This is a genomic window from Rhizobium sp. NLR10b (assembly GCF_019685435.1).
Classification (GTDB): Bacteria; Pseudomonadota; Alphaproteobacteria; order Rhizobiales; family Rhizobiaceae; genus Rhizobium.
In genome coordinates, this window is record NZ_JABDWV010000009.1 from 48,467 (window position 1) to 69,613 (window position 21,147).

The window sequence follows — 21,147 nt, forward strand, 5'->3', positions numbered from 1 at the left end:
TGTTGAACTTTTTCCATTGACGTTCTGCCTACTAGAAGGTAGACAGTTCGCATGAGCAATCTTTCGACCACCTCCGACGATATCCTGGCCACCGCCCGAAACCTCATCATGAGCGGCGGCTACAATGGCTTCAGCTACGCCGATATCTCGGAGGTCGTCGGCATCCGCAAGGCCAGCATCCACCATCACTTCCCCAGCAAGGTCGACCTGGTGCGTGAGCTGGTCAAGCGTTATCGGGAAGATGGCCAGGCGAGCGTGGCGGCCCTTGAACAGAACGTTCCAGACGCATTGGACATCCTTAAAATCTATGCGAACCACTGGGCGAAATGCATCGAGGATGCGAGCAGACCTTATTGTGTTTGCGCCCTGCTTGCCAGTGAACTGCCATCCCTTCCACCGGAAGTCGCAACAGAGGTTACGGCATTCTTTCGCTTTATCTCCTCGTGGCTGACGTCGGTCATGGAGCGTGGCTCCAGGGAAGGCTCCCTGGACCTCACCAGTGAGCCTCACGTCGAAGCCGAAGCATTTCTGGCGACGGTATACGGCGCAATGCTCTCTGCGAGAGCCTACGGGAAGCCGGAGGTATTCAGCACAATACTGACGCCCGCGCTGGACCGAATGACCCCAACCGTTTCTCACTAATCCTGCGTGGCCAGGCTACTCAGGCAAATCGCGCCCTCAAAACTACCAACTAGTAGGAAGAATCGAATGAAGAACGTGTTCCCCGCCTTGGCCCTTGGGCTGACCAGCATTTTTTCTGTGACAACCCTTGCGGCACCCGTCTATGCCGAAGATCAGAAAGCCGCGCCGATCCATGTCCGCGGCAGCATCGTCACCTATGCGGGATCCACGCTCAAGGTGAAAACGCGCGAAGGCGAGACCGTCGATGTCGCCCTGGCCGACGACTGGAAAGTGGCAAGCGTCGCAGATGCCAAAGTCGCCGACATCAAGCCGGGTGATTTTGTCGGCATCGCATCCTTGCCAAAGGCCAGCGGTGGCGATGGCGCGCTCGAAGTCCTGATCTTCCCGCCGGCGATGAAGGGTCTTGGCGAAGGCAGCTACGGTTGGGATCTGAAGCCCGACAGCAGCATGACCAATGCGACGGTCGCCGATGCCGTCAAAGGCGTCGATGGTCGGACCGTCACCGTCACCTATCACGGCAAGGAAAAGAAGATCGCCATTCCGGATGGGACACCTGTCGTGACCATTGCTGCTGCAACCAAGGATGATCTCGTTCCCGGCGCCGTGGTCTTCATCACCGCCGAGAAATCTGCAGCCGGCCCCATCGCTCATCAGGTTGTGGTCGGCAAGAATGGCGTGGTTCCCCCCATGTAAAGCCACGTCGTCACTGGCCGGAGCAGCCGCCCCAATGCATCGGCCAGCGACTACAGATCGATGCTGCTTGATCTGCAGCCGTGAGATGTCACAGACGAAAGACGCTGAGATGAGCGAAGACGCCTCCAATGACAATGTTCAATATCCTCGGACGATCTTCATCCGCCGCCACTCCGTTGTGACCCGGCTTACGCACTGGCTGAACGTTCTCTGCCTGAGCTTCCTTCTCTTGAGCGGACTGCAGATCTTCAATGCCCACCCCGAGCTCTACTGGGGTCATTACGGCGCGAACGGCGATCCCGCGGTGCTGACAATCGGCTCCAATGATGAAGGCGGCATGCCAAACGGGTTCGTGCGTGTCGCGGGGCTACAGATTCCCACGACCGGCGTCCTCGGCGTTTCCAATGTTGATGGGGAGCCGACCGCGCGAGCTTTCCCGTCCTGGGCAACAATCCCATCCTTCCAGGATCTCGCGTCGGGACGTCGCTGGCACTTCTTCTTTGCCTGGCTGTTCGTCATCAACGGTATTCTCTACCTAAGCTTCAGCTTGCTGAACGGACATTTCAGGCGAGACCTGGCGCCGAAGGCCCGTCAACTCTCGCCGCGCCATCTCGCCCGGGAGGTTCTGGACCATGTCCGTCTTCGCTTCCCCGAAGGGGAGGAGGCCAAACATTACAATGCGCTTCAAAAGCTCACTTATCTAGCTGTCATTGTCATTCTGCTGCCGCTGATGGTCCTCACGGGTCTGACCATGTCGCCCGGGATCGACGCCGCAATTCCCGCTCTGGTCGATATCTTCGGCGGGCGCCAGTCCGCGCGCACGATCCACTTCATCACAGCATCAGCACTTGTCATCTTCGTTATCGTCCATGTGGCGATGGTCGTGCTTTCCGGGACCTGGAACAACATCCGCTCGATGATCACCGGACGCTATGCGATCGAGGAAAAAGGCCCTAAGTCATGAGTAAGCTTCTCACCCGACGCCGCTTTCTGATTGGCGGCACACTTGGCGCCAGCGCGCTGACCCTTTCAGGATGTGACCTGCTTGAGCAGAACGCAGACGTCGCCAACGTCCTTCGTTCAGCCGAGCACCTTACCATGACGGTGCAGAGACTGCTTCAGGGGCGCGATGCCCTGGCGCGCGAGTTTGATGAAAAGGACATTTCCCCGTCGTTCCGGGTGAATGGAACGAGTGCTCCCGACAGCGATGAATACGTTGAACTGGCGGACGGCAAATTTGCAGCCTGGCGGTTGAAGATCGACGGTCTTGTCGATCGGCCTGGAGAGTTTTCGCTCGCCGATCTCAAGGCGCTTCCGGCCCGCACGCAGATCACCCGCCATGACTGTGTGGAGGGCTGGAGCGCCATCGGCAAATGGACGGGCGTTCCGCTTGCCAGCCTGCTGCGTCTGACCGGGCTCAAGCCAACGGCGCGTTATGTCGTGCTACATTGTGCCGACGAGCTCGAAAAGACGCTCGACGGGAGTGGCCGCTACTACGAGAGCATCGATCTCATCGATGCGGTTCATCCTCAAACCATCCTCGCTTACCAGATGAACGGCCAGGACCTCAGCGTCGGCCACGGCGCTCCCTTGCGCCTCAGGGTCGAACGGCAGCTCGGTTACAAACAGGTAAAATACATCATGCGCATCGAACTGGTCGACAGCTTCGCCGGTCTGTGGGGCGGAAAGGGCGGTTATTGGGAAGACCGCGGGTACGAGTGGTACGCCGGCATCTAATGCGATCAAGGTGAACCGCAGGGTGACAGTTCATGAGCAGACGCGAAGTTCAGAAAGTCGTGCCGATTTCAGCGACCGCTTCTTCATGACAGGTCGAGATCAGCCAAACCAAATGCGAAACACGGGTTGCGCTGCAACGCTTCATCATGCCGTTGAGTTAACCGGGTTCTTCCTCACTTTGTGTGGAGCGGTGGCAGACTAATCCCGCAGTTACAGAGATGGCAGAAATGCGCGCCAAAAGGAGACATGTGCTGACACAGGTTTCGTCCTACAGTTTGCTGACCGCCTCGACGACATCACCCAGCGTGAACGGCTTTTGGAGCCTGGCGACATCAGCCAGTTCATCGGGGATCACATCCGGATTGTACCCCGTCAGGAAAACGAATGGCGTCCCGCGCTCAAGAAGTTTATGTGCGATCTCGAACCGCGGGCCACCTCCGCCAAGATTCAAGTCGAGCACAACTGCAGTTGGCGTCTCTTCATCGAGAAACCGCAGCGCGTCCTCCTCGGTCGGGCACGGGCCAAAGACCTCCGCACCGGCTCCTCGCAATGCTGCCGCCGTGTCAGATGCGATGTAATAGTCGTCCTCGACCACGAGAACGGTCTTTCCAGTGAGGTCCGGCGCTCCGGTCATGTCGAGAGTTCCTCCGTATAGTCGCGTTGGCGCCGGGGCGTCAGTCTCCAGTATGCTTTCAGCTTCTCTGAGCGGAAACTCAATGTGGCAGTGAGCACCGCTTGGCTCAATCGACATTTTGCCTGTGCCACGAAGTTCGTAGGGTATTTTCGCCTCGATCAATTCGGAGCCGAAACCGCGGCGGGTCGGTGGCGGCCGCGATGGCGCGCCTTCCTCCACCCAGTCGATGGCGAGCCACGGCTTTTCCCGCTTCTCGAAGGGTGTCCACGTGACCGATACCTTGCCGCCATGGACCGACAAGGCGCCGTATTTCCAAGCATTGGTGGAAAGTTCGTGGAACGCCAAGGTCAAGACTTCGACGGCCTTGGGGGAGAGCATAAGATCGGGGCCGGTCAGTTCATACTGGTTTTCGGAATGCGCCTGCGCTCCGATTTCGCTCTCGAGGATACCGCGCAGCGATCCGCCGGCATTGGCTTGACACGTGAGCAATGTCTGAACCCGGGCCAAAGCCAACAGCCGACCAGCGAGCGACGTCTGGTAGCCCTGGACGTCGACAGCGCCGTCGGCAGACCGCACCACGGTGGATCGAATCATCGCCATGATGTTTCTGACGCGATGCTGCAGTTCGGCAAGCAGCACGCCCTGGTGCTGGACGGCCATCTTCGTCTCGGTGACGTCCTCAGCGATGCCGCCAACGCGCTCCACGTTGCGCTTCTCGTCATAGAGCGGGAAGCCTGTGTCCCTGATCCAACGGAATGAACCATCGTTCCGCCGGATGCGGAATTCATCGACGGCCGGCTCGCCGTGGCGCGCCTGATTGATGTGGTTCATGGCGGTCGCCCGATCCTCAGGTACGATCATCGCGGCCCACCGCCTGATGTCGCCGATGAAAGTGTCGGGTTCGGCGCCATAGATTGTCGCGATGGCCGGGCTGACGAATTCCATGTCGAGCGTCTCGGCGTCTCGGATCCACAGCGCTGCTGCGGAGGCGTTGGCGAACTGCTGAAACCGCTCTTCGCTCTCGCGCAGCGCCGCTTCGGCGCGGGCGCGCTCGACGGCCGCCCATGTTCGCTCCGCTGTTTCCTCAGTCAATTGGATCTCGTACGGCGTGAACGCATGCGGCGTGGCGTAGTTGACCCCCAGCCAGGCGACGAGTCTTCCCGCCTTTACCAACGGTACATCAAGGGACGCACCGATGCCCGCCTCGGCGAAAGCTCCTCTCTCCGCTTCGCTCAACCTTTCGTCCTGAGCCAGGTCGGGCTGGATGCGGTTATGCCCGGCGCGCAGATCCGCCAGGATGTCTGACCCGTAGTCAGCGTAGCGGAACGTCCCGGCCATGTCGGGCGCGCCATCGACGTAGTTCGGGGACACGACGAAGCTCTCGCCATCCTCAGTGTCTTCTCCATAGGCGACGCGGCTTGCGCCGAGATATCGACCAAGGACCGTTGCGGCAGCGAGCCGGATCGCTGCCGGGTCCGCCAGGGGTCGAAGCGTATCGCTGAGTTCGAGCAGGAATGCCTGCCGCTCCCCGCTTTCGCGCAGGGCGATCTCGGCGCGTTTGCGTTCGGTGATGTCATAGAAAACGCTGACCAAGCGCCTGCTTCCAGAGCCGCCGACGCGTGCTGTAGAACTATGGATCCATCGTCCGGTGGGTTGGTGCCACCTTTCAATCTGCTCGGCCTCTCCGGTTTCAACCACCCGGCCAAATGTCTCAATCCAATATGCCTCCGTTCCAGGCATGACCTCACTGGCCAACTTGCCTGCGACATCCTTCAATCCGCTCTGTTTTTCGTAGGCAGCATTTGCTTCCAGAATCTTCCAGTCTACGGGCCTGCCAAGGTCGTCATAGATCATCTCGAAAATGCAGCAGGCTTCTGTCATGGTTTCAAAAACGGCACGAAACTTAGCCTCGCTCTCCCGCAAGACTGCGTTCTCAGCCCTGCCGTCCGCGAGGAGTCGCTCTAATTCCCGTACGTCAGCCACCGCAAAGCTCCTCGAGTAGAACCTCGCCCACGAAGTCGATAAGCTGCACCGTATCACACAAGCTGGCGGTCGCTTGGCTCTTTCACTGCCAAAGCGGGACGCATTTTATCTCGTGGACGACAGGAAGCTGGACGATGCCTTTCAAGTGCTGGCGGGGAAAACATCTCGGCTGCCTTGTGACCCCTCAGCTTCCCTAGAGGACGGAACGGCCCTCCACGCCGCCAAGACGTCGGCCGCCCTCGAAAAGAAACAGAGGATTATTGACTCCATCGCGCGCGTGAACATAATAAGAACATCGGGCGAGGCGGCCGCCAATCTGAAAACTAAAGTATGGAGCACGGATATGCGCGAGCAGCCGATCGGCGAAGCCATTGTTGATGATGAGATTGCCGAGGTGCTTGCCTATCACAAAGGCGATGCGCAAGCGGCGATAGGAACGCTCCTGGCAGACATCCGTTACCTTCGCTGGCAGCTAGTGCTGACCGAAGGCGCGATGGGCCGAGGCATCACGCGCGGGTGGCGGCCGAGATACGGCCGAGACTGACAATGCCGGAAATGAACTATTCCAAGAAGTTGCGCGGGTGGACCCTGCGCGACGCGGCTGACGCTAATCAATTGCTCGAGGTGACGTGCCAGCTTTGTCGAAGGACTTACCGGTTTTTTCCGCGAGATCTGTTGAAGCTGACGAAGGACGTGAGCCTCGATCGCGTGGCGGGCCGGTTCCGTTGTCAGCTCTGCGACCGAAGGGAATACATGAACCTGAAGGTCGTCCAGATTTGGGGGTCTGAAATCGGCAAGCTTCCAGTGCGCCGACTGGTCAAAGTGACGTCGGTCAAAAAGCCAATTTGGGAAGACGGAGTTTTGTAGGATGGCGTCGCGTCGAGATAAGCCAGGCGGCGAACACCGCTATTCTGTTCGAGATCGAGGCAAGGTCATCACCTCGGCGCTCGTACTGGACAGCAGATCGAAGAGCTATAGCGCGTCGATCGAGTAGGATAGCTATCTTGTCTTTTGCTTCGGCAGCCGCGAAGCTGCGGAGCAATTCCGGGATTGTTGGAACGGCCAGTTCATCGACGCGAACGAAGTGGACAACAATGGCGTATGGACGCCGAGGGAGGGAGATGTGTGCAATTTATACCGGATGGACGCGAAGGATTGGGTGAATAAGTGGACCCAAGACGTCGAGAGTCTGGTCAACTTGATGCCGGCCTACCAGATGAACCCGGACCAGATGGGCCCGATCGTCCGCAACACAGCAGATGGCCGCAAGCAGCTTGTCCATGCGAGGTGGGGTCTTCCCTCGCCATTTTTCGTAATAAAGCAGGCGGCCGAGGCTCGGGCAGAGAAGTTGCGCCAGAAGGGCAAGCCCGTCGACATGGACATGCTCATCCGTATGGAGCCCGACAAGGGCGTTACCAACATCCGGAACCTGAATGTTCCCCACTGGAAGAAATGGTTCGGTGTCCAGAGCCGTTGCATAGTGCCGGTGACCAGCTTTGCCGAACCCGACCCCGCCAGCAAACAGGACGGGGGAAGCACCCCGAACGCTTGGTTCGCTCGTGACGAAGGCAAGCCGCTGATGTTTTTCGCGGGCGTCCACGTTCCGCAGTGGCAAAGCGTCCGCAAAGTCAAGGACGGATTGACGACCGACGACCTTTACGCGTTCCTCACAACCGAGCCGAACGATGTTGTACGGCCAATCCATCAAAGGGCGATGCCTGTGCTGCTGCTGACACAAGAAGAAGTCGACGTGTGGATGCGCGCCCCGTGGGAAGAGGCAAAGGCGCTCGCCCGCCCGCTGCCGAACGACGCAATCAGGGTGATCTCGCGCGAGGCCTACGGTTCGACCATCGTCAGCAACGCCGGGGAGCCGGTGCAAACGAGTTTGCTATGATCACTATTCGTGGAGAAGGGCATAAGGGCATTCAGCAGCGCCGGGCGCTAACTGACCATCGAGCACTATTGCAGTGTCGCCGGCTGCGCGAAGTGGGAAAGCTTCGGCTTTTCCCAATCGAGGACGGTCGAAACGCGCTGTCATTTCTGTCAATCGGAGCTAGAGCTTTTCCGGGTTAGATTGAAGCATTCTGCCGGAGCAGGTTTTCGTCAGGGCGAAGGCGATTGGCGACGGGCATACCCCAGGTACGTCCGAGCCGATCGCCTTTGATCCTGGCTAGAGATGCCCGGCCCACCGGCCGCACCGCTTCGCCGTGTGCGAAGCGACAAGTGCGTCCGGCGATTCCAAGGTCTTGCAGATTTGCCAGGCAAATCTGCGGGAGGGTTGGCTGAAACGGGCCGGCTGATCGACCGGCCGGCTTGGCCGTAGAACTGGGCTACGACGCGCGCCGGCCGGTCGACCATCCGACTCCGTTTGAGCCAACAGAATGCTTCAATCTAACCCGGAAAAGCTCTAGTTCGTTGATTCCAGAAAGCTGTCGCTTATCACAACAGAGCGATGCCAGCTTCGCGCTACCGGCGCTGTTTGTGGCCCGACAGCCCCCGCGGCGAGGCAGGTTTTCCCCTTATGGGGCTTATGCCGCACTTGGCCTTGGCAGCTTGCCACGCGCGTTGGAAGAAACGAATTTCCGTGGCGATGGTTTCGCGGAACGGATCGGTTTGGTTGAAGTAGTCGCGGTCCAGACCGAGCTTTGCACCGTCTGCATCGCCCTCGTAATAGGTGCCGAACAAATGATCCCAGATCGGGAAATAATTGGCGAAATTCTTGTCGTGATGTTCCGGCACTCGGGAGTGATGGATGAAGTGGTCGCGTGGTGACTGGATCACGTATTTGCCAAACCAGCCATGCCAGGGAATGGCACTGTGCTTGACCAGACCAATGGCGCCAAAGGTGATGGTCACGAAGGCGAATTCGGCCGTTGGCAGGCCGATAAGCAGCGCCGGAACGACCATAATGGCCATGTTTATGGCCTTCTCCAGCGGATGCTCCCGCGACGAAGTCAGCGCGTTGAACTCTTCGGCTGCGTGGTGAAATTCGTGCAGCCGCCATAGTACGGGCAGCCGGTGCATCAACCGATGCTGCCAATAGCTCAAGAAGTCTGACAGCACTAGGAACAAGAGAACATGTGCCAAGCCAGGCAGCCTCCGGGCAAGGCCCAGGTGGGGGGCATCCTGAGCCGCGTGGGTGATGGCATAGGAAAGACCAAATGATGCGAGGGCCGCGAATAGCGTAATCATTCCCGTCGCCTGAAGGACGAAATAGACGATGTCGGTGATTGTGGATTTGCTGCGTTCGAAGAAAACCCGACGGAACCCGGAATTGCCGAACCCCACATAGGTGAGTTCCACCGCGAAGACCGTCAGAACCAGGCCAATGGAAATGGCGAAACTGAGCGCCATTGCCTTACCATTCAGATAATAAGTGTTGTAAAAAAAGCTTCCAAGCTTGTGCAGGCAGTATTCGACCAGCACCATGGCACTGCTCCAAACACGAACCCTTACAGCTTGGTCCTGACGATGCGCTTTTGCCACATTGCTCAAAGGACGATCGGGGCGTCCTTTTGATGTATTACCGGCGGTGGAAGTGCAGTGCCGGGAGGCATGCAGGAGGGTCGAGGAGCACTCCGAAAAACTTCTGGAATTACATGGTCGGCCGACAGGCTCATGAAAAGAACTTAGGACGGGAACAATAATAGGCAGCGCCGTCGTAGGACCTTAGGCCGTGGTGAGATTTGTTCCACAGCAGCCTCTCGACACTTCGATGTGCGGCCCAGCGCAACCCATAACTGGCCCCGCCCTACCGAAGGCGGGGTTTTTTGGCATTGGAGTTTTGGCCGAAATGGTCCATTGATCCGGCATCGACTTTCCAGGAGGTTGGATGAGCGACAGCGGCAAGCCGGCGCTGACCAATTCGCCCCAGATGGCGACCACATGGAATGAATTGAGGAAACGGAGCTCCTCGAGATGATTGCTGGGCTGATCATCTGCGCCTCTCTGACGGCGGTCGACTGCGACACCGTGAAATGGGATGGGCAGAACATGAGACTGCTGGGGAAGGAGTTCCGTTCGTCTCCGGCATCGAGAGGCCGGAGATCGGGAGCCATGCCGAATGCATGAAGGAATGGAAGCTGGCCCTGATCGCCAAGGGCAGGTTAAAAGAGCTTTTGGCTGAAAAGGGTCTGAGGGTGGTGTTCAGCGGCTCGGTCGACAAGACGCCATCGCATCGGCCGCTCATCAACATCTACCGTACGAATGGTGAAGAAATCGGCAAGAAGCTGCTTCGGAAGGTTTCGCCAGGACGTGGAGCCCGAAGCAGCGAAATGATTGGTGCGACTGACGTCGGCTGCTGATTTGACGCCCGCCAAAAGGATGAGCCTCGGGAACCTTCATCGCGGCCCTACGTTAGTCCTGAGCGTGCGCTAGGCGCCCTCAACCGCCTTGCCATGCACGCTCACTGGCCCCGCGAGCCGCGCGGGGCTTTTTTTAAACGCGGGGTTCATCAGTTAATCTTGAGCCAATGCCGCAGCCAGGCTACAGCCCCGTCGCTCATCCACACAAGACAAATCCGAATCTGCATCGCCGTCAGTTAGATCACGGAACCGCCACCTCGCCGGAGCGTTTCTTGCTCACATCGGACCCTGCCAGATCCCGCTGGCACTCCCGAACTGGAGGTATTCATGAAAACGCTGATCGTCTCCATGGGCCTGTTGGCTGCGACTGTCTTTTCGGCTTTTGCAGCGGAACCGGCCAAAATGGTCGACACGAAGATGGGTAAGATCCTGGCAAACGCCAAAGGTATGACACTCTATACGTTCGACAAAGACGCCATGGGCAAATCAAACTGCGACGAGGCCTGCTTGAAGAAATGGCCGGCCTTCCACGCCGCCGCCAAGGCCAAGGCCGAAGGCGAATGGTCACTTGTCAAGGCGGCCGACGGCAAGGAGATGTGGGCTTACCAAGGAAAGCCGCTTTACACCTTCGCCGGAGACAAGAAGCCTGGCGATATGACCGGCGATGGCGTCGGCGGAGTTTGGCATGTCGCCAAGTAGTCCGGCGTACTGGAACCTTCAGGGCCGCTCAGCCCAAGCAGGTCCAGATAAGCCTTTTGGATAGATATTCGCCATGCTCTAGCGCGGCTACAATCCTCGCGCGAATGACGGGGATGCGGCATGCGTCAGGAGTATCGCGTTCCGCAGAAGAAATCGGTGCTGTTCAGGGCGCCGGGTTTGGTCATCGGCGCGGTCGCGTTTGGTGCAGCCGGCGGCTGGACCGCAAGCGACATGCTGGCCTCCTGGGGCGCTTCTGGCGGCTCCGGTCTATCGTGCAGGATCAAGGGCAACATCTCCATCGAGACTGGCGAGCGCATCTTCCATGTGCCGGGGCAGCGATACGACGAGCAGACGAAGATCAGCCCCACGTATGGAGAACGATGGTTCTGCTCGGAATTTAAGCTTGGGCCGCCGGCTGGCGGAAAGCGAAATCGTAATGAGCGGAGATGGCCTGAATTGGAAAGGCCGCTTGCGTGGCGACCCTGTCGGTCACCTGCCGGCGCTCGGCATTCATGGCCGATATCACTGGTCAATGATGAGATGTGGACGTCGGCGCGTTGACCTGCAGCGAATGACTGCTATCAAACTTCATGATCAGCAGCGTGACCAGCTCCTCGCGCGTCTTATGTCCTTCATTAAATAGGTCGACTGCCGAGCTGCAAAGAAGCTGCATTGATTGTTCCGTCGGCGCGGCGTGATTGTGCCGGAACCAAGTACGAACAGCATCCGAAATCACGTTCACGTCTTCCAGCTGAAGTAAGAGATTGAAGTCCGCCATATCATCCTCCCTAAGCGTCGCAACAGTTCGCTCGGAGCGCGATAAGAAAACCGTAGTGCATCAGCCTTCTAAGACCAACCGTCAGTGCGGTTTCGCACATTTATGCATTCGACCCTAAGTCAAAGTGATAAAGTCGTACTTATTGCAGTAAAGAAAACATCGTTGAGAATAGTTGTGCAGCGCCTAGGTGCGCAAAGCCAAAAAAAACCCCAATCTGCTAATCCCCGCTGAGCTGCGGGGCTTTTTTGCGTCATGCTTGAACAGCACTACAAAACCATGGCGCCCAATGCCCGACTTAAGTCCGTCTTTTTCTTGGTAAGAGTCGAGCTAGATTTTATTCATCCTTGTCAAGAGGACGCCAGGGAGGTTTAGCAATGTTGCTGTATCCAGTCAGAACCTCCCTGGCGAGACAAATAACGCCTTCTTCAAGTGCTCAATGAGAAGATGAAGCTGCGTTCTACTATGTCCAACACCGTATCGGAACATAGCCAGTCCCCTCTTTCGTTGAAGCAACAGGAAAGCACGGGTGTTCCTCCTGTGCGATCCGTGTTGTCAAGACTTGCCCCGTTACGGCGGGGCTTTTTTGTCGGCATCCTACCGGAGCCGCTCTACGCCCGATCATCTCGCCGCTGATTGAGGAAGCGATCGACAAGCTGATCGATCTTGACGAGACTGCCCGAGCCCATTTCCAGGAGAATTCGAAAGAAATCGCCGAGTGATGTTCAGTCGAGCTCATCCTCGGATCGTATCAAGGTGAGGGGTTCTAACACCCGCGGCCTTATGGCGCCGCCCACCTCCCTCCGTGCACTTCGGCTCCGCAAACTTCGTTGTTCGCGGAGCCGCCCCATCGCCGTCGATCCTGCTGAACTACTTCCAAACGAGAGCCTCACGCGACTTCGCCATGCTGACGTAGCGATAGTAGACCGTCGCGGGCACCACCAATTTGGTGCCAGTCGTGCAACACAGGTAGTTGCCGAAAAGAAAGTAATTTAGCTTATCGCATGAAAAACAGGTAACGCCGTGATAGTCCACGACCTGCTTCCCATCCAGAAACATCATGAAGCGTCCGTCGCCTTCCCTGGTCCATCGAACAAGGAGTTCGAAACGGTGCCAAGCGCCCGCCAGTTCGCTGATGGGCGCGACGCGCATGTCAAAAAGGTCAATACAGTCACCGCCGAACTGGGTCATCTGCTTCCCGCTTGGCTTTTCCATACTCCATGAAAGGAATTGGTCGTTGCTATGGGGATTGGTGGTCAGGGCCACGAGTTGGCATTGGTCCTGATCCTTGAATTCGACGAATATCTCGTGACCTCTGACCTGCTTCGAACCAATCGGAAAGTCGGGCACGAAATACATGTCCCAACCATACCATGCCTCCTTGGGTTGCTTGGCCTTGCGTCCCTGCTGAACCGTCGCGCGAGCCGACTGTTGCTCGCAGTCGTCCCGTACGCACGGACCTGGGTTGATCGAAAATTTGAACACCTTGGCCGCGTTGTACTGATCCAGCGGGTCTTTCACCATTGTAAAGCCGCCCGGCTGATTGCGCTCCGTCGTAACTCTAAACGGGTGGGTGAAGCCAGGAAGTTTAAATGTCCTTTCCGCACCGAATGAAAGATTTGCTGAAAGAACTGGCAGAAGTACTGCTACCAGGATTTTGCGGAGGAAGTTCAATATCCCAATATTCTTGAACCCTGAGCTTGACCGATTAGCTCTCGGCGGCATCGCCAGCCTCCCTCATTGTCTCGGCATCGCCTGTTACGCGTTCAATACTGCATAAGGGGGCTGCCGATGTGCTACGGCTCAAGTCGGTGCCAACAGGTTCCCGCCGGTCGGCACATTGGGGTCTGCCCAGCGACGGATGGTGCCGGTGCCCAAATCAGCACCGTAAAGCCAGCCGTCCGGTCCCTTCGCGATGTCTACCAGGTAGGGGACGCCGGTGTCGAAGACCTGTACGTTCGTGATCTGCCTGCTTGCGTTCATTGTTGCGGTGTACACATTTCCATTGACAAGATCCGCAAACATCAGGGTATCGTTGTTGTAGAAATCCCCGACCGTGATCGCGGAGGCGCCGTCAGGCGCGCCGTGGCTTCTCGATAGCAGCGGAAAAACAGCAGCCTGATCGGAAGGACTGTTTCGGTTCCCATTGTTGTAGAAGCTGATCGCCTGAGGGAGATCCTGGTAGCCGCCCGTTCGGCCGGGACCTTCCAGATACGGCCAACCGAAATTCGATCCGGCGGGACCGGTATTTATTTCCTCCCAACTGTTCCAGCCGACATCTCCGAGCACGGGCAGGTTGGTCACCGGATCGAAGGTGAAGCGATAGGCGTTGCGCACGCCGGAATAGAAGACCTTGGACTGATTGCTGTTGGGATCTGCGGGGTCATAGAAGGGGTTCCCCGGAACGCCCGCGCCGGTCATCGGATCTATCCTCAGGACTTTGCCGGACAGATTGTGAACGTCTTGAGCGCGAACCGTGCGAGGGTCCATGAAATTGTAAGACGTGCCGTCTCCGTTGCTGAAGTACAGCATGCCGTCAGGCCCGAAATGGAGAGCTCCATTGGAATGGGAGTCACTGTCCGTCGCCAGATAGTCCCGAATATTCTGGTTCTGGATTCCGGCGCGATCTGGATCGTTGTCCTGCGTTCCCACCTCGATCTGGCTTGCAGGGGCGGTAATGGTGGTGCCGTTAACGATGCCCGATGGCGGTATGTTCACAGCGCCGGTACTGTCGAGATCCGGACGGCTGGTGTATGCCCAGGTGCTATTGGTACCGGCCAGCACGACCATGCTGGCCGGATCGGCGATCATCGTGTTGGGGTTGACCGTAAGCCGAACGAGACGCGAAGGACGGTTCCCTTTGGTATCAGGTCCCGCCAGGCCGGTTCCATTCGCAGTTTCCGGCGGGTCGTAAGTGTAGAGCAGATAGACGTATGGATTTGCCGCGAAGTTCGGATGAATTGCCAGCCCCAGCATCCCCCGATCTCCGGGCGTATAGTTGACCTGGCTGGACAAATCGACAAGCGGCGTCGATCTCAACGTGCCGTTGTCCACCACCCGCACAACGCCATTCTGTTGCGCGACAACCATATAGCGGCCATCGGGCGTCCAATCCAGGGTCGTTGGCTCGGTCAAGCCGGACACCACGGTCTGGCGGACCAGATTGCCGAGGTTGCTGTCGTCGTCCAGGATGTTGACGGTCGCGGTCGTTTGGCTCCCCAGGACAGCGCCTGTCGGGTTGCTCAAGGTTACAGTGAAGCTTTCGTTGCTCTCGGCCGTCGTGTTGTTGAGCAGCGGAACAGAAATGGTCTGGATCGCCTGCCCGGCGGCAAATGTGAGCACGCCCGTTGTTGTCGTATAATCGGAGCCCGCGATCGCGCTGCCATTGCTCGTAGCATATGCAACAGTGGCCGCGGCATCGATGTTTCCACTGCGCTGAACCGTGATCGTGGCGGCGACCGCCGCCTCCGACAAGGTGATGACCGGATTGCTCACGGAGATGGTCGGTGCGGAGTCGTCGTCGACGATCGAGACCAGAACAGTCCGCGGCGCTGCCAGCGAGCCACCAGGCCCGGGATTCTGGATGCCGACGGAAAATGTCTCGGTCCCTTCGGCATCGGGGTCATTGACGATCGGGATTGCAAACGTCTTGCTGCTCTCGCCGTCCGCGAAAACAACTTGCCCGGTATTGGCTCGGCCATTGAAGGTCGGCGGCGTATAGTCCGCTCCAGCCTGTGCCGCTCCGGCTCCGCCGATCTCGTTGGTCGTGTACTCCAGTGTCAGCGGCCCGCTCGTGCTGCCTGTGCGAACGACGGTGATTGTTGCGGCGCCCGCTGTTTCACTGACGAAGATGGTGTTGTTGTCCCGCAAGGCAACGCTTGATCCAGCAGAAAACACGACATCGCGGAAGTAGTTTTCATTCTGGTAGACCAGGGTCGGAAACGTGCCGATGGTATCGTTGTAGACGCCGGCGCCGACCGGGGCGGTCAATCCGCCATTGCTGATCGGGTTGGCAAAGCCGTTCGAGGTCAGCGAATAGTAGCTGTTGGCATTGACCGAGACGACATAGGTGGTGCCCGCATTGATGACCAGCGGGCTTGCCAAAGTCTGCTGCTGCCATCCTGAGGCGGTCTCGTTGGTGAAGGTGACGCTTGCCAGTTGCTGCCCGGTAGCCGACCAGATGCGGCCGACATGCGTGCCGGTCTCGCTGGGGGCCTTGTAATAGCGGACCGCCTGGATCGAACCGGTATTGCTGCTGACGAAGCGCATCCCGACTTCCCAGTCCACTCCAGGCCCGTCGGTGAAGTTGGGTTGGGCCGGTGTCTGGGTGGTGAAGAGGCTGACGGGGCTGGAACTTACGGATGTAATCGGGGCAGTCGCCGCGCTCACGACGGTCTCGCCAGTGCCAAGCAGGTCGGTATAAGTGGCATTGACCCGCACGCGCTTGCCGACGAGACTGCTGCCCAGTGTCAGGCTTTGCCCGCCCGCGACGTCACTCCACGTCGTGCCGTTGTCGCTGCTCTGCCACAGATAGCTGACGCTTGCCGGCAGGCCATCGATGTCACTGAGGCTGGCGGTCAAGGTCTGGCCCTGGCTCGCTATGCCAGTGATCGAGATCACGCCGGGATCATTGACATTGGCGACTGCCGAGGGCGTCGCCGGGCTGGTGACATTTTCGCTGTTGCCCAGGTTGTCGATGTAACTGGCTGTTGCCCGCACGAAATTGCCGACCTGGGCCTGCTGCAGGGTCAGCGTCTTGGCAGTCGCTCCACCGATATTGCTCCAGGTGGTGCCGTTGCTGCTCTGCTGCCACTGATAGGTCACCGATCCCGGCACACCGTCCGCGTCGGTGACAGCGGCCGTCAACACCTGACCTTGCGTCGCGGTGCCGCTGATGCCAAGCACACCCGGGTGGTTGTCGGGATTCGCCGCCGCGGCAGAAAACACGACATCGCGGAAGTAGTTTTCATTCTGGTAGACCAGGGTCGGAAACGTGCCGATGGTATCGTTGTAGACGCCGGCGCCGACCGGGGCGGTCAATCCGCCATTGCTGATCGGGTTGGCGAAGCCGTTCGAGGTCAGCGAATAGTAGCTGTTGGCATTGACCGAGACGACATAGGTGGTGCCCGCATTGATGACCAGCGGGCTTGCCAAAGTCTGCTGCTGCCATCCTGAGGCGGTCTCGTTGGTGAAGGTGACGCTTGCCAGTTGCTGCCCGGTAGCCGACCAGATGCGGCCGACATGCGTGTCGGTCTCGCTGGGGGCCTTGTAATAGCGGACCGCCTGGATCGAACCGGTATTGCTGCTGACGAAGCGCATCCCGACTTCCCAGTCCACTCCAGGCCCGTCGGTGAAGTTGGGTTGGGCCGGTGTCTGGGTGGTGAAGAGGCTGACGGGGCTGGAACTTACGGATGTAATCGGGGCAGTCGCCGCGCTCACGACGGTCTCGCCAGTGCCAAGCAGGTCGGTATAAGTGGCATTGACCCGCACGCGCTTGCCGACGAGACTGCTGCCCAGTGTCAGGCTTTGCCCGCCCGCGACGTCACTCCACGTCGTGCCGTTGTCGCTGCTCTGCCACAGATAGCTGACGCTTGCCGGCAGGCCATCGATGTCACTGAGGCTGGCGGTCAAGGTCTGGCCTTGGCTCGCTATGCCAGTGATCGAGATCACGCCGGGATCATTGACATTGGCGACTGCCGAGGGCGTCGCCGGGCTGGTGACATTCTCGCTGTTGCCCAGGTTGTCGATGTAACTGGCCGTTGCCCGCACGAAATTGCCGACCTGGGCCTGCTGCAGGGTCAGCGTCTTGGCAGTCGCTCCACCGATATTGCTCCAGGTGGTGCCGTTGCTGCTCTGCTGCCACTGATAGGTCACCGATCCCGGCACACCGTCCGCGTCGGTGACAGCGGCCGTCAACACCTGACCTTGCGTCGCGGTGCCGCTGATGCCAAGCACACCCGGGTGGTTGTTGGCACTGACAATGGCTGCGGTCGGCGTGCTCGCCCGGTTGGCTTCGACACCACCCAGCTGATCGGTGTAAGTGGTCCTGACACGAACTTGCCTGCCCACCTGCGCCGCCTGGAGTGTCCAGTTCGGACCGGTGGCTCCGGCGATATCGGTCCAGGTCGTCCCGATCAACTGCTGCCAGCGATAGGTGATCGACACGTTGGCGAGCCCATCGAGGTCGGTAACGGCCGCAGTCAGGGCTTGTCCTTGAACGGGCGTACCGGTGATCGTCGCCACGCCTGCGTCGTTCAAGTTGGCGACTGCCGTCGTCGGACCGCTGGCGACCGTCTCGTTGTTGCCAAGGGCATCGGTGTACGTGGCGGTCGCTCGAACCTGCTCCCCAACCAGTGCTTGCTGCAGGCTGAGTGTTTTCGCAGTGGCGCCGGCAATGTTGCTCCACGTGCCGCCGCCATTGCTGCTTTGCTGCCATTGGTAGGCGACGATGGTCCCGGCCGGGAGCCCGTCAACATCGGTAACACCAGCCGCGATCGTCCGATTTTGAGTTGCGGCCCCGATGATGGAGACGATGCCAATGTCGTTGCCGGCAGGATTACTCGCGACGATCGGGGATGTGGCCAGGCTGGTTCGATTGTTTTCGGTTCCTCCCGACTGATCGGTATAGGTTACCTGGACGCGGACCTGCCTGCCGACCTGCGCTGCCTGAAGCGTCCACGTTGAACCGTTGGCGTTCGCGATGTTGCTCCAGGTGGTTCCGATCAGTTGCTGCCAACGATAGGTGATCGCCACGTTGGCGAGCCCATCCAGATCCGAGATCGCGGCGGCCAGGGCCTGGCCTTGTACGGGTGTACCGGTGATCGCGACTACGCCTATGTCGCTCACGTTGGCGACAGCGGTATTGGTGGTGCTGGCAACCAGTTCCTGGTTGCCCAAAGCATCGGTGTAAGCAGCGGTTGCCCGCACCCGCTTTCCGACCTGAGCCTGCTGCAAGGTCAGGGCGGCTGTGGCTGCACCTGTTATGTTGCTCCAGGTGGCACCGTTATCGCTGCTCTGCTGCCACTGATAGGTAATGACCGTCCCTGACGGTAACCCGTCAACATCGGTGACATTTGCCGCCAAAGTCTGATTCTGAGTCAGAGTCCCGCTGAGAGAAACGACGCCCTGCGCCATCACGCTACCTCCGCATCAACCTGTCAATGTTGCCTGCTAAGTCGTCGAGGCGTGGCCGCAGGAGTCCTGTGTCCCGCTTTTCCCACGCGCGCTGAACCCCACTGGGCGGACTATGCTCCGATCCTTTGGACTTTCCAATTAGCTCTTTCTTGGTAGAACTCTGTCAATCATCACACGCCTTGGATGCGCTGGAGCTCAGTTGCAGGTTGGCAAATGGATGCTGACGACGCGGCTTCTGCCGCTCCATGCGCCGATGAAGTCGAGGCTTTCGTGGCTCTGCGGCGTGGCCGGCAAGCGCCATGTCGATCCGATACGCAGGGCAGGGCGGCGCCTTTCGTTGTCGTTCGCCCAGGATCCGCGGCGCGTGATGGGCCAAGGCCATGGATTCCAGGCTCAAGGCCTGGAATGACGGAGAGCGGGGGTGCATTCCCACTCAACTCGCCGCCGGCGCAGCGTATCGCGCCGCTGGACCGGCGTCAGAGCACTTCGTTTCGGCGCGCCTTCGTTTGCTGGCGAGGCCTTCCGTCGCAGATCATTCCAATGGCGGGATATCGCGCCACGCTGAGGACTTGGCGCGGGAGATTTCCGCGTTACCTAAGCCGGCGGCATGGAGGTAGACAATGAAGATGCAGAAATTCGCGATCGCCGACGCTTCGCTGAAGCGTTCCCCGGGGCAGGAGGCAGACATTCTCGTCGGCAATCTCGTCGATGAGCGGCATGGCGGGCCGATCACCATCGGTTACGGACGCTACGCCCCTGGCCAGAGCCTGACCGAAACCATGGCGGTCGACGACGTGATGATCGTTCTGGAAGGGCGGCTTTCGATTTCGGCAGAGGCGGGAACGGTCAGCGCCGGGCCGGGCGAGATCGTCTACATGCCGAAGGGCGAGACCGTGACGATCCGCTCGCATGAGGAGGGCGCCGTCACCGCCTATGTCACCTATCCCCACTGGCGTCCGGCGCATGCGTAAGTCCCACGGCAACGAGATGCTTTTCCGCGGCCGCCTCGATTGATTTCCACGGCAGCTTGGGGTCGGGGACGGCGAAGGGGGCTGACGTAGCCTGTGCCGGTATTGGGTTGCGAATTGACCGCACGACGGATGGTTGCAAAGATGTCCACTCGTCGCAACGAGGTTTTGGCATGTCTATCGCGACCTTACCTGCACCGCCCTATTACGTCGTCTGCTTCTCGTCGCAACGAACGGAGGTCGAGGACGGCTACGGTGACGTCGGCGCTGCGATGGTGGAACTGGCAAAGCAGCAGCCCGGATTTCTGGGTTTCGAAAGCGCCCGCCGTGCTGATGGGTTCGGCATCATCAACTCTTATTGGAGGGACGAAGAAAGCATCCGGGCCTGGAAAGCGGTCGTCGATCACGTCGAAGCGCAACGCCGGGGCCGGGCAGACTGGTATACGCGTTATGAAATCCGTGTGGCGCTCGTTGAAAGAGCTTATGGATTCGAAGCCGAACCACCGCGATGATCTTCGCCCTCAGACCGGGTCTCGCCGAGAACCGGCTCCCGTTCGTGACGGGATCCAGGACCGTTTCCTTTCAGCGCTTCCACGAAACGGATGACGTCACCGACCAGGCCATCGCTGAAGATATCGTTGTGACCCGCGCGGTCATAGATCAGCATCCGCTTGGGCTCGGGTGCGATCTCGTACAGCGCCTGCCCTGAAGACAGTGGGATGCTGTCATCAAGCCGGCCGTGGAGGAACAACTTCGGTTGTCTGACCTTGCCTATGTTGAGGTCCGATCGAAACGGATCCTTGAGAAGAATTTCAGCCGGGAGGTACGGATAGCGCGCCTGCGCAACCGACAGAACCGACAGGTACGGAGACACGAGGATGACGCCCCCGGCCGGCCTGTTCGCGGCCGTGTTCACAGCAACGCCGGTGCCAAGTGACCGGCCGAGCACAACAATCTCGCTTCCGGCATGTGCTGAAAGCCAGTCGAACGCGGCGATGCCGTCCGTCAGCAGGCCCTGCTCGCTGGGTGAGCCGGTCGAGCCGGGATAGCCGCGATAGGAAATCGCCAGCAATCCAATCCTGCGTGCAGCCAGCGCCTGTGCGAGAAACGCGTAATTGTCGACGCGGTCGCCGTTGCCGAAAAAGAGGAGCACGCAGGGCTTGTCGCTGTCGCCCTGGCTGTACAGTCCCTGAAGCTTCTCCCCGTCGGGCGTTCTAATGTTGACCGACTCGCCCCAACGCGCATCCTCGGCACCAGATGCGGCGCCGGCTCCGGGATAAAGCAGGCTTCGCTGCGAAAAATAGACCAGAGCCACGATCGCCATGTAGGCCACGACCGCCATCAGCGGCAAGATCAGCAAGTATCTTGTGGTGCTCACGACAGAATCCACCCGCCGGTTTGGCAATTCCCAGGACGCCTTGCGGCGACCGCGGCCGGTTGCGGCGTGACGTTCTCGGCGAAGGGTCAATATATGCACAAAGCGTTGTTGAAGAGAAGATATCGAAATACGAAGATAAACTTCAATATTACCTCTGCGGTAACGCCTCTCAGGCTCGCAATAACCCTTCGCTCGCGCTT

Annotated in this window: 17 protein-coding genes and 1 pseudogene; 12 read left to right on the top strand and 6 right to left on the bottom strand. The window is 59.1% G+C overall.

The genetic code is table 11. The annotated features are described in order from the left end of the window. Positions 1-51: 51 nt before the first annotated feature. The 4 genes from HJB91_RS16210 (at position 52) to HJB91_RS16225 (ending at position 3,072) form a co-directional block, all read left to right on the top strand. Positions 52-642 carry a TetR/AcrR family transcriptional regulator gene (locus HJB91_RS16210; protein ID WP_221155412.1) on the top strand — a complete coding sequence of 197 codons (591 nt, stop codon included), beginning with the start codon at positions 52-54 and terminating at the stop codon, positions 640-642. 66 nt (positions 643-708) lie between these two features. Further along, positions 709-1,335 carry a hypothetical protein gene (locus tag HJB91_RS16215; protein WP_221146785.1) on the top strand — a complete coding sequence of 209 codons (627 nt, stop codon included), beginning with the start codon at positions 709-711 and terminating at the stop codon, positions 1,333-1,335. 109 nt (positions 1,336-1,444) lie between these two features. Beyond that, positions 1,445-2,299 (top strand): cytochrome b/b6 domain-containing protein, encoded by an 855-nt coding sequence (locus HJB91_RS16220; protein ID WP_210628781.1) that lies wholly within the window; start codon positions 1,445-1,447, stop codon positions 2,297-2,299. After that, positions 2,296-3,072: a molybdopterin-binding protein gene (locus HJB91_RS16225; RefSeq protein WP_221155415.1), complete on the top strand. Its 777-nt coding sequence runs from the start codon at positions 2,296-2,298 to the stop codon at positions 3,070-3,072. Before HJB91_RS16220 ends, HJB91_RS16225 begins: the two co-directional genes overlap by 4 nt. 268 nt (positions 3,073-3,340) lie before the next feature. On the opposite strand, the gene HJB91_RS16230 is transcribed toward HJB91_RS16225, so the two are convergent. Continuing rightward, positions 3,341-5,689 (bottom strand): PAS domain S-box protein, encoded by a 2,349-nt coding sequence (locus tag HJB91_RS16230; protein WP_221155417.1) that lies wholly within the window; start codon positions 5,687-5,689, stop codon positions 3,341-3,343. 343 nt (positions 5,690-6,032) lie between these two features. Between HJB91_RS16230 and HJB91_RS16235 the strand changes: the two genes are divergently transcribed. The 3 genes from HJB91_RS16235 to HJB91_RS16245 all read left to right on the top strand — a co-directional run bounded on the left by HJB91_RS16235 (position 6,033) and on the right by HJB91_RS16245 (position 7,583). Continuing rightward, entirely contained in the window at positions 6,033-6,233 is a 201-nt protein-coding gene (locus HJB91_RS16235; RefSeq protein WP_210631676.1) for a hypothetical protein, read from the top strand. 2 nt (positions 6,234-6,235) lie between these two features. Then, positions 6,236-6,556: a hypothetical protein gene (locus tag HJB91_RS16240; RefSeq protein ID WP_221146788.1), complete on the top strand. Its 321-nt coding sequence runs from the start codon at positions 6,236-6,238 to the stop codon at positions 6,554-6,556. A gap of 256 nt (positions 6,557-6,812) precedes the next feature. Then, the gene (locus HJB91_RS16245; RefSeq protein WP_221155566.1) at positions 6,813-7,583 is read left to right on the top strand and encodes an SOS response-associated peptidase; all 771 of its coding nucleotides are present in this window, start codon (positions 6,813-6,815) and stop codon (positions 7,581-7,583) included. Between the two features lie 572 nt (positions 7,584-8,155). Here HJB91_RS16245 and HJB91_RS16250 read toward each other — a convergent pair. Continuing rightward, entirely contained in the window at positions 8,156-9,118 is a 963-nt protein-coding gene (locus HJB91_RS16250) for a sterol desaturase family protein (protein WP_221155419.1), read from the bottom strand. Between the two features lie 638 nt (positions 9,119-9,756). Here HJB91_RS16250 and HJB91_RS31270 point away from each other — a divergent pair. From HJB91_RS31270 to HJB91_RS30785, 3 genes and pseudogenes are all read left to right on the top strand, one after another. After that, positions 9,757-9,993 (top strand): hypothetical protein, encoded by a 237-nt coding sequence (locus HJB91_RS31270; RefSeq protein WP_405048791.1) that lies wholly within the window; start codon positions 9,757-9,759, stop codon positions 9,991-9,993. A 327-nt stretch (positions 9,994-10,320) separates the two neighbouring features. Next, positions 10,321-10,692, top strand: a complete 372-nt coding sequence (locus HJB91_RS16260) for a hypothetical protein (protein ID WP_210628775.1) — start codon at positions 10,321-10,323, stop codon at positions 10,690-10,692. A gap of 120 nt (positions 10,693-10,812) precedes the next feature. Then, a pseudogene (locus tag HJB91_RS30785) lies at positions 10,813-11,129 on the top strand (succinoglycan biosynthesis protein exoi). Between the two features lie 92 nt (positions 11,130-11,221). Here the strand turns inward: HJB91_RS30785 and HJB91_RS16265 are convergent. From HJB91_RS16265 to HJB91_RS16275, 3 genes are all read right to left on the bottom strand, one after another. Then, the gene (locus HJB91_RS16265) at positions 11,222-11,470 is read right to left on the bottom strand and encodes a hypothetical protein (RefSeq protein WP_210628774.1); all 249 of its coding nucleotides are present in this window, start codon (positions 11,468-11,470) and stop codon (positions 11,222-11,224) included. A gap of 867 nt (positions 11,471-12,337) precedes the next feature. Next, a complete protein-coding gene (locus HJB91_RS16270; protein ID WP_210628773.1) occupies positions 12,338-13,141 on the bottom strand; it encodes a heparin lyase I family protein in 804 nt (267 codons plus the stop codon). A 129-nt stretch (positions 13,142-13,270) separates the two neighbouring features. Next, a complete protein-coding gene (locus HJB91_RS16275; protein ID WP_221155421.1) occupies positions 13,271-18,601 on the bottom strand; it encodes a DUF4082 domain-containing protein in 5,331 nt (1,776 codons plus the stop codon). A 620-nt stretch (positions 18,602-19,221) separates the two neighbouring features. Here HJB91_RS16275 and HJB91_RS16280 point away from each other — a divergent pair. Together HJB91_RS16280 and HJB91_RS16285 are read left to right on the top strand one after the other, a co-directional pair. Further along, positions 19,222-19,572, top strand: coding sequence for an ethanolamine utilization protein (locus HJB91_RS16280; RefSeq protein WP_221146793.1), 351 nt, complete (start codon positions 19,222-19,224; stop codon positions 19,570-19,572). A 170-nt stretch (positions 19,573-19,742) separates the two neighbouring features. Further along, positions 19,743-20,081, top strand: a complete 339-nt coding sequence (locus HJB91_RS16285) for an antibiotic biosynthesis monooxygenase (protein WP_221146794.1) — start codon at positions 19,743-19,745, stop codon at positions 20,079-20,081. Here HJB91_RS16285 and HJB91_RS16290 read toward each other — a convergent pair. Next, positions 20,051-20,947, bottom strand: a complete 897-nt coding sequence (locus HJB91_RS16290; RefSeq protein ID WP_210628769.1) for an alpha/beta hydrolase — start codon at positions 20,945-20,947, stop codon at positions 20,051-20,053. The genes HJB91_RS16285 and HJB91_RS16290 overlap by 31 nt on opposite strands. Positions 20,948-21,147 lie beyond the last annotated feature (200 nt).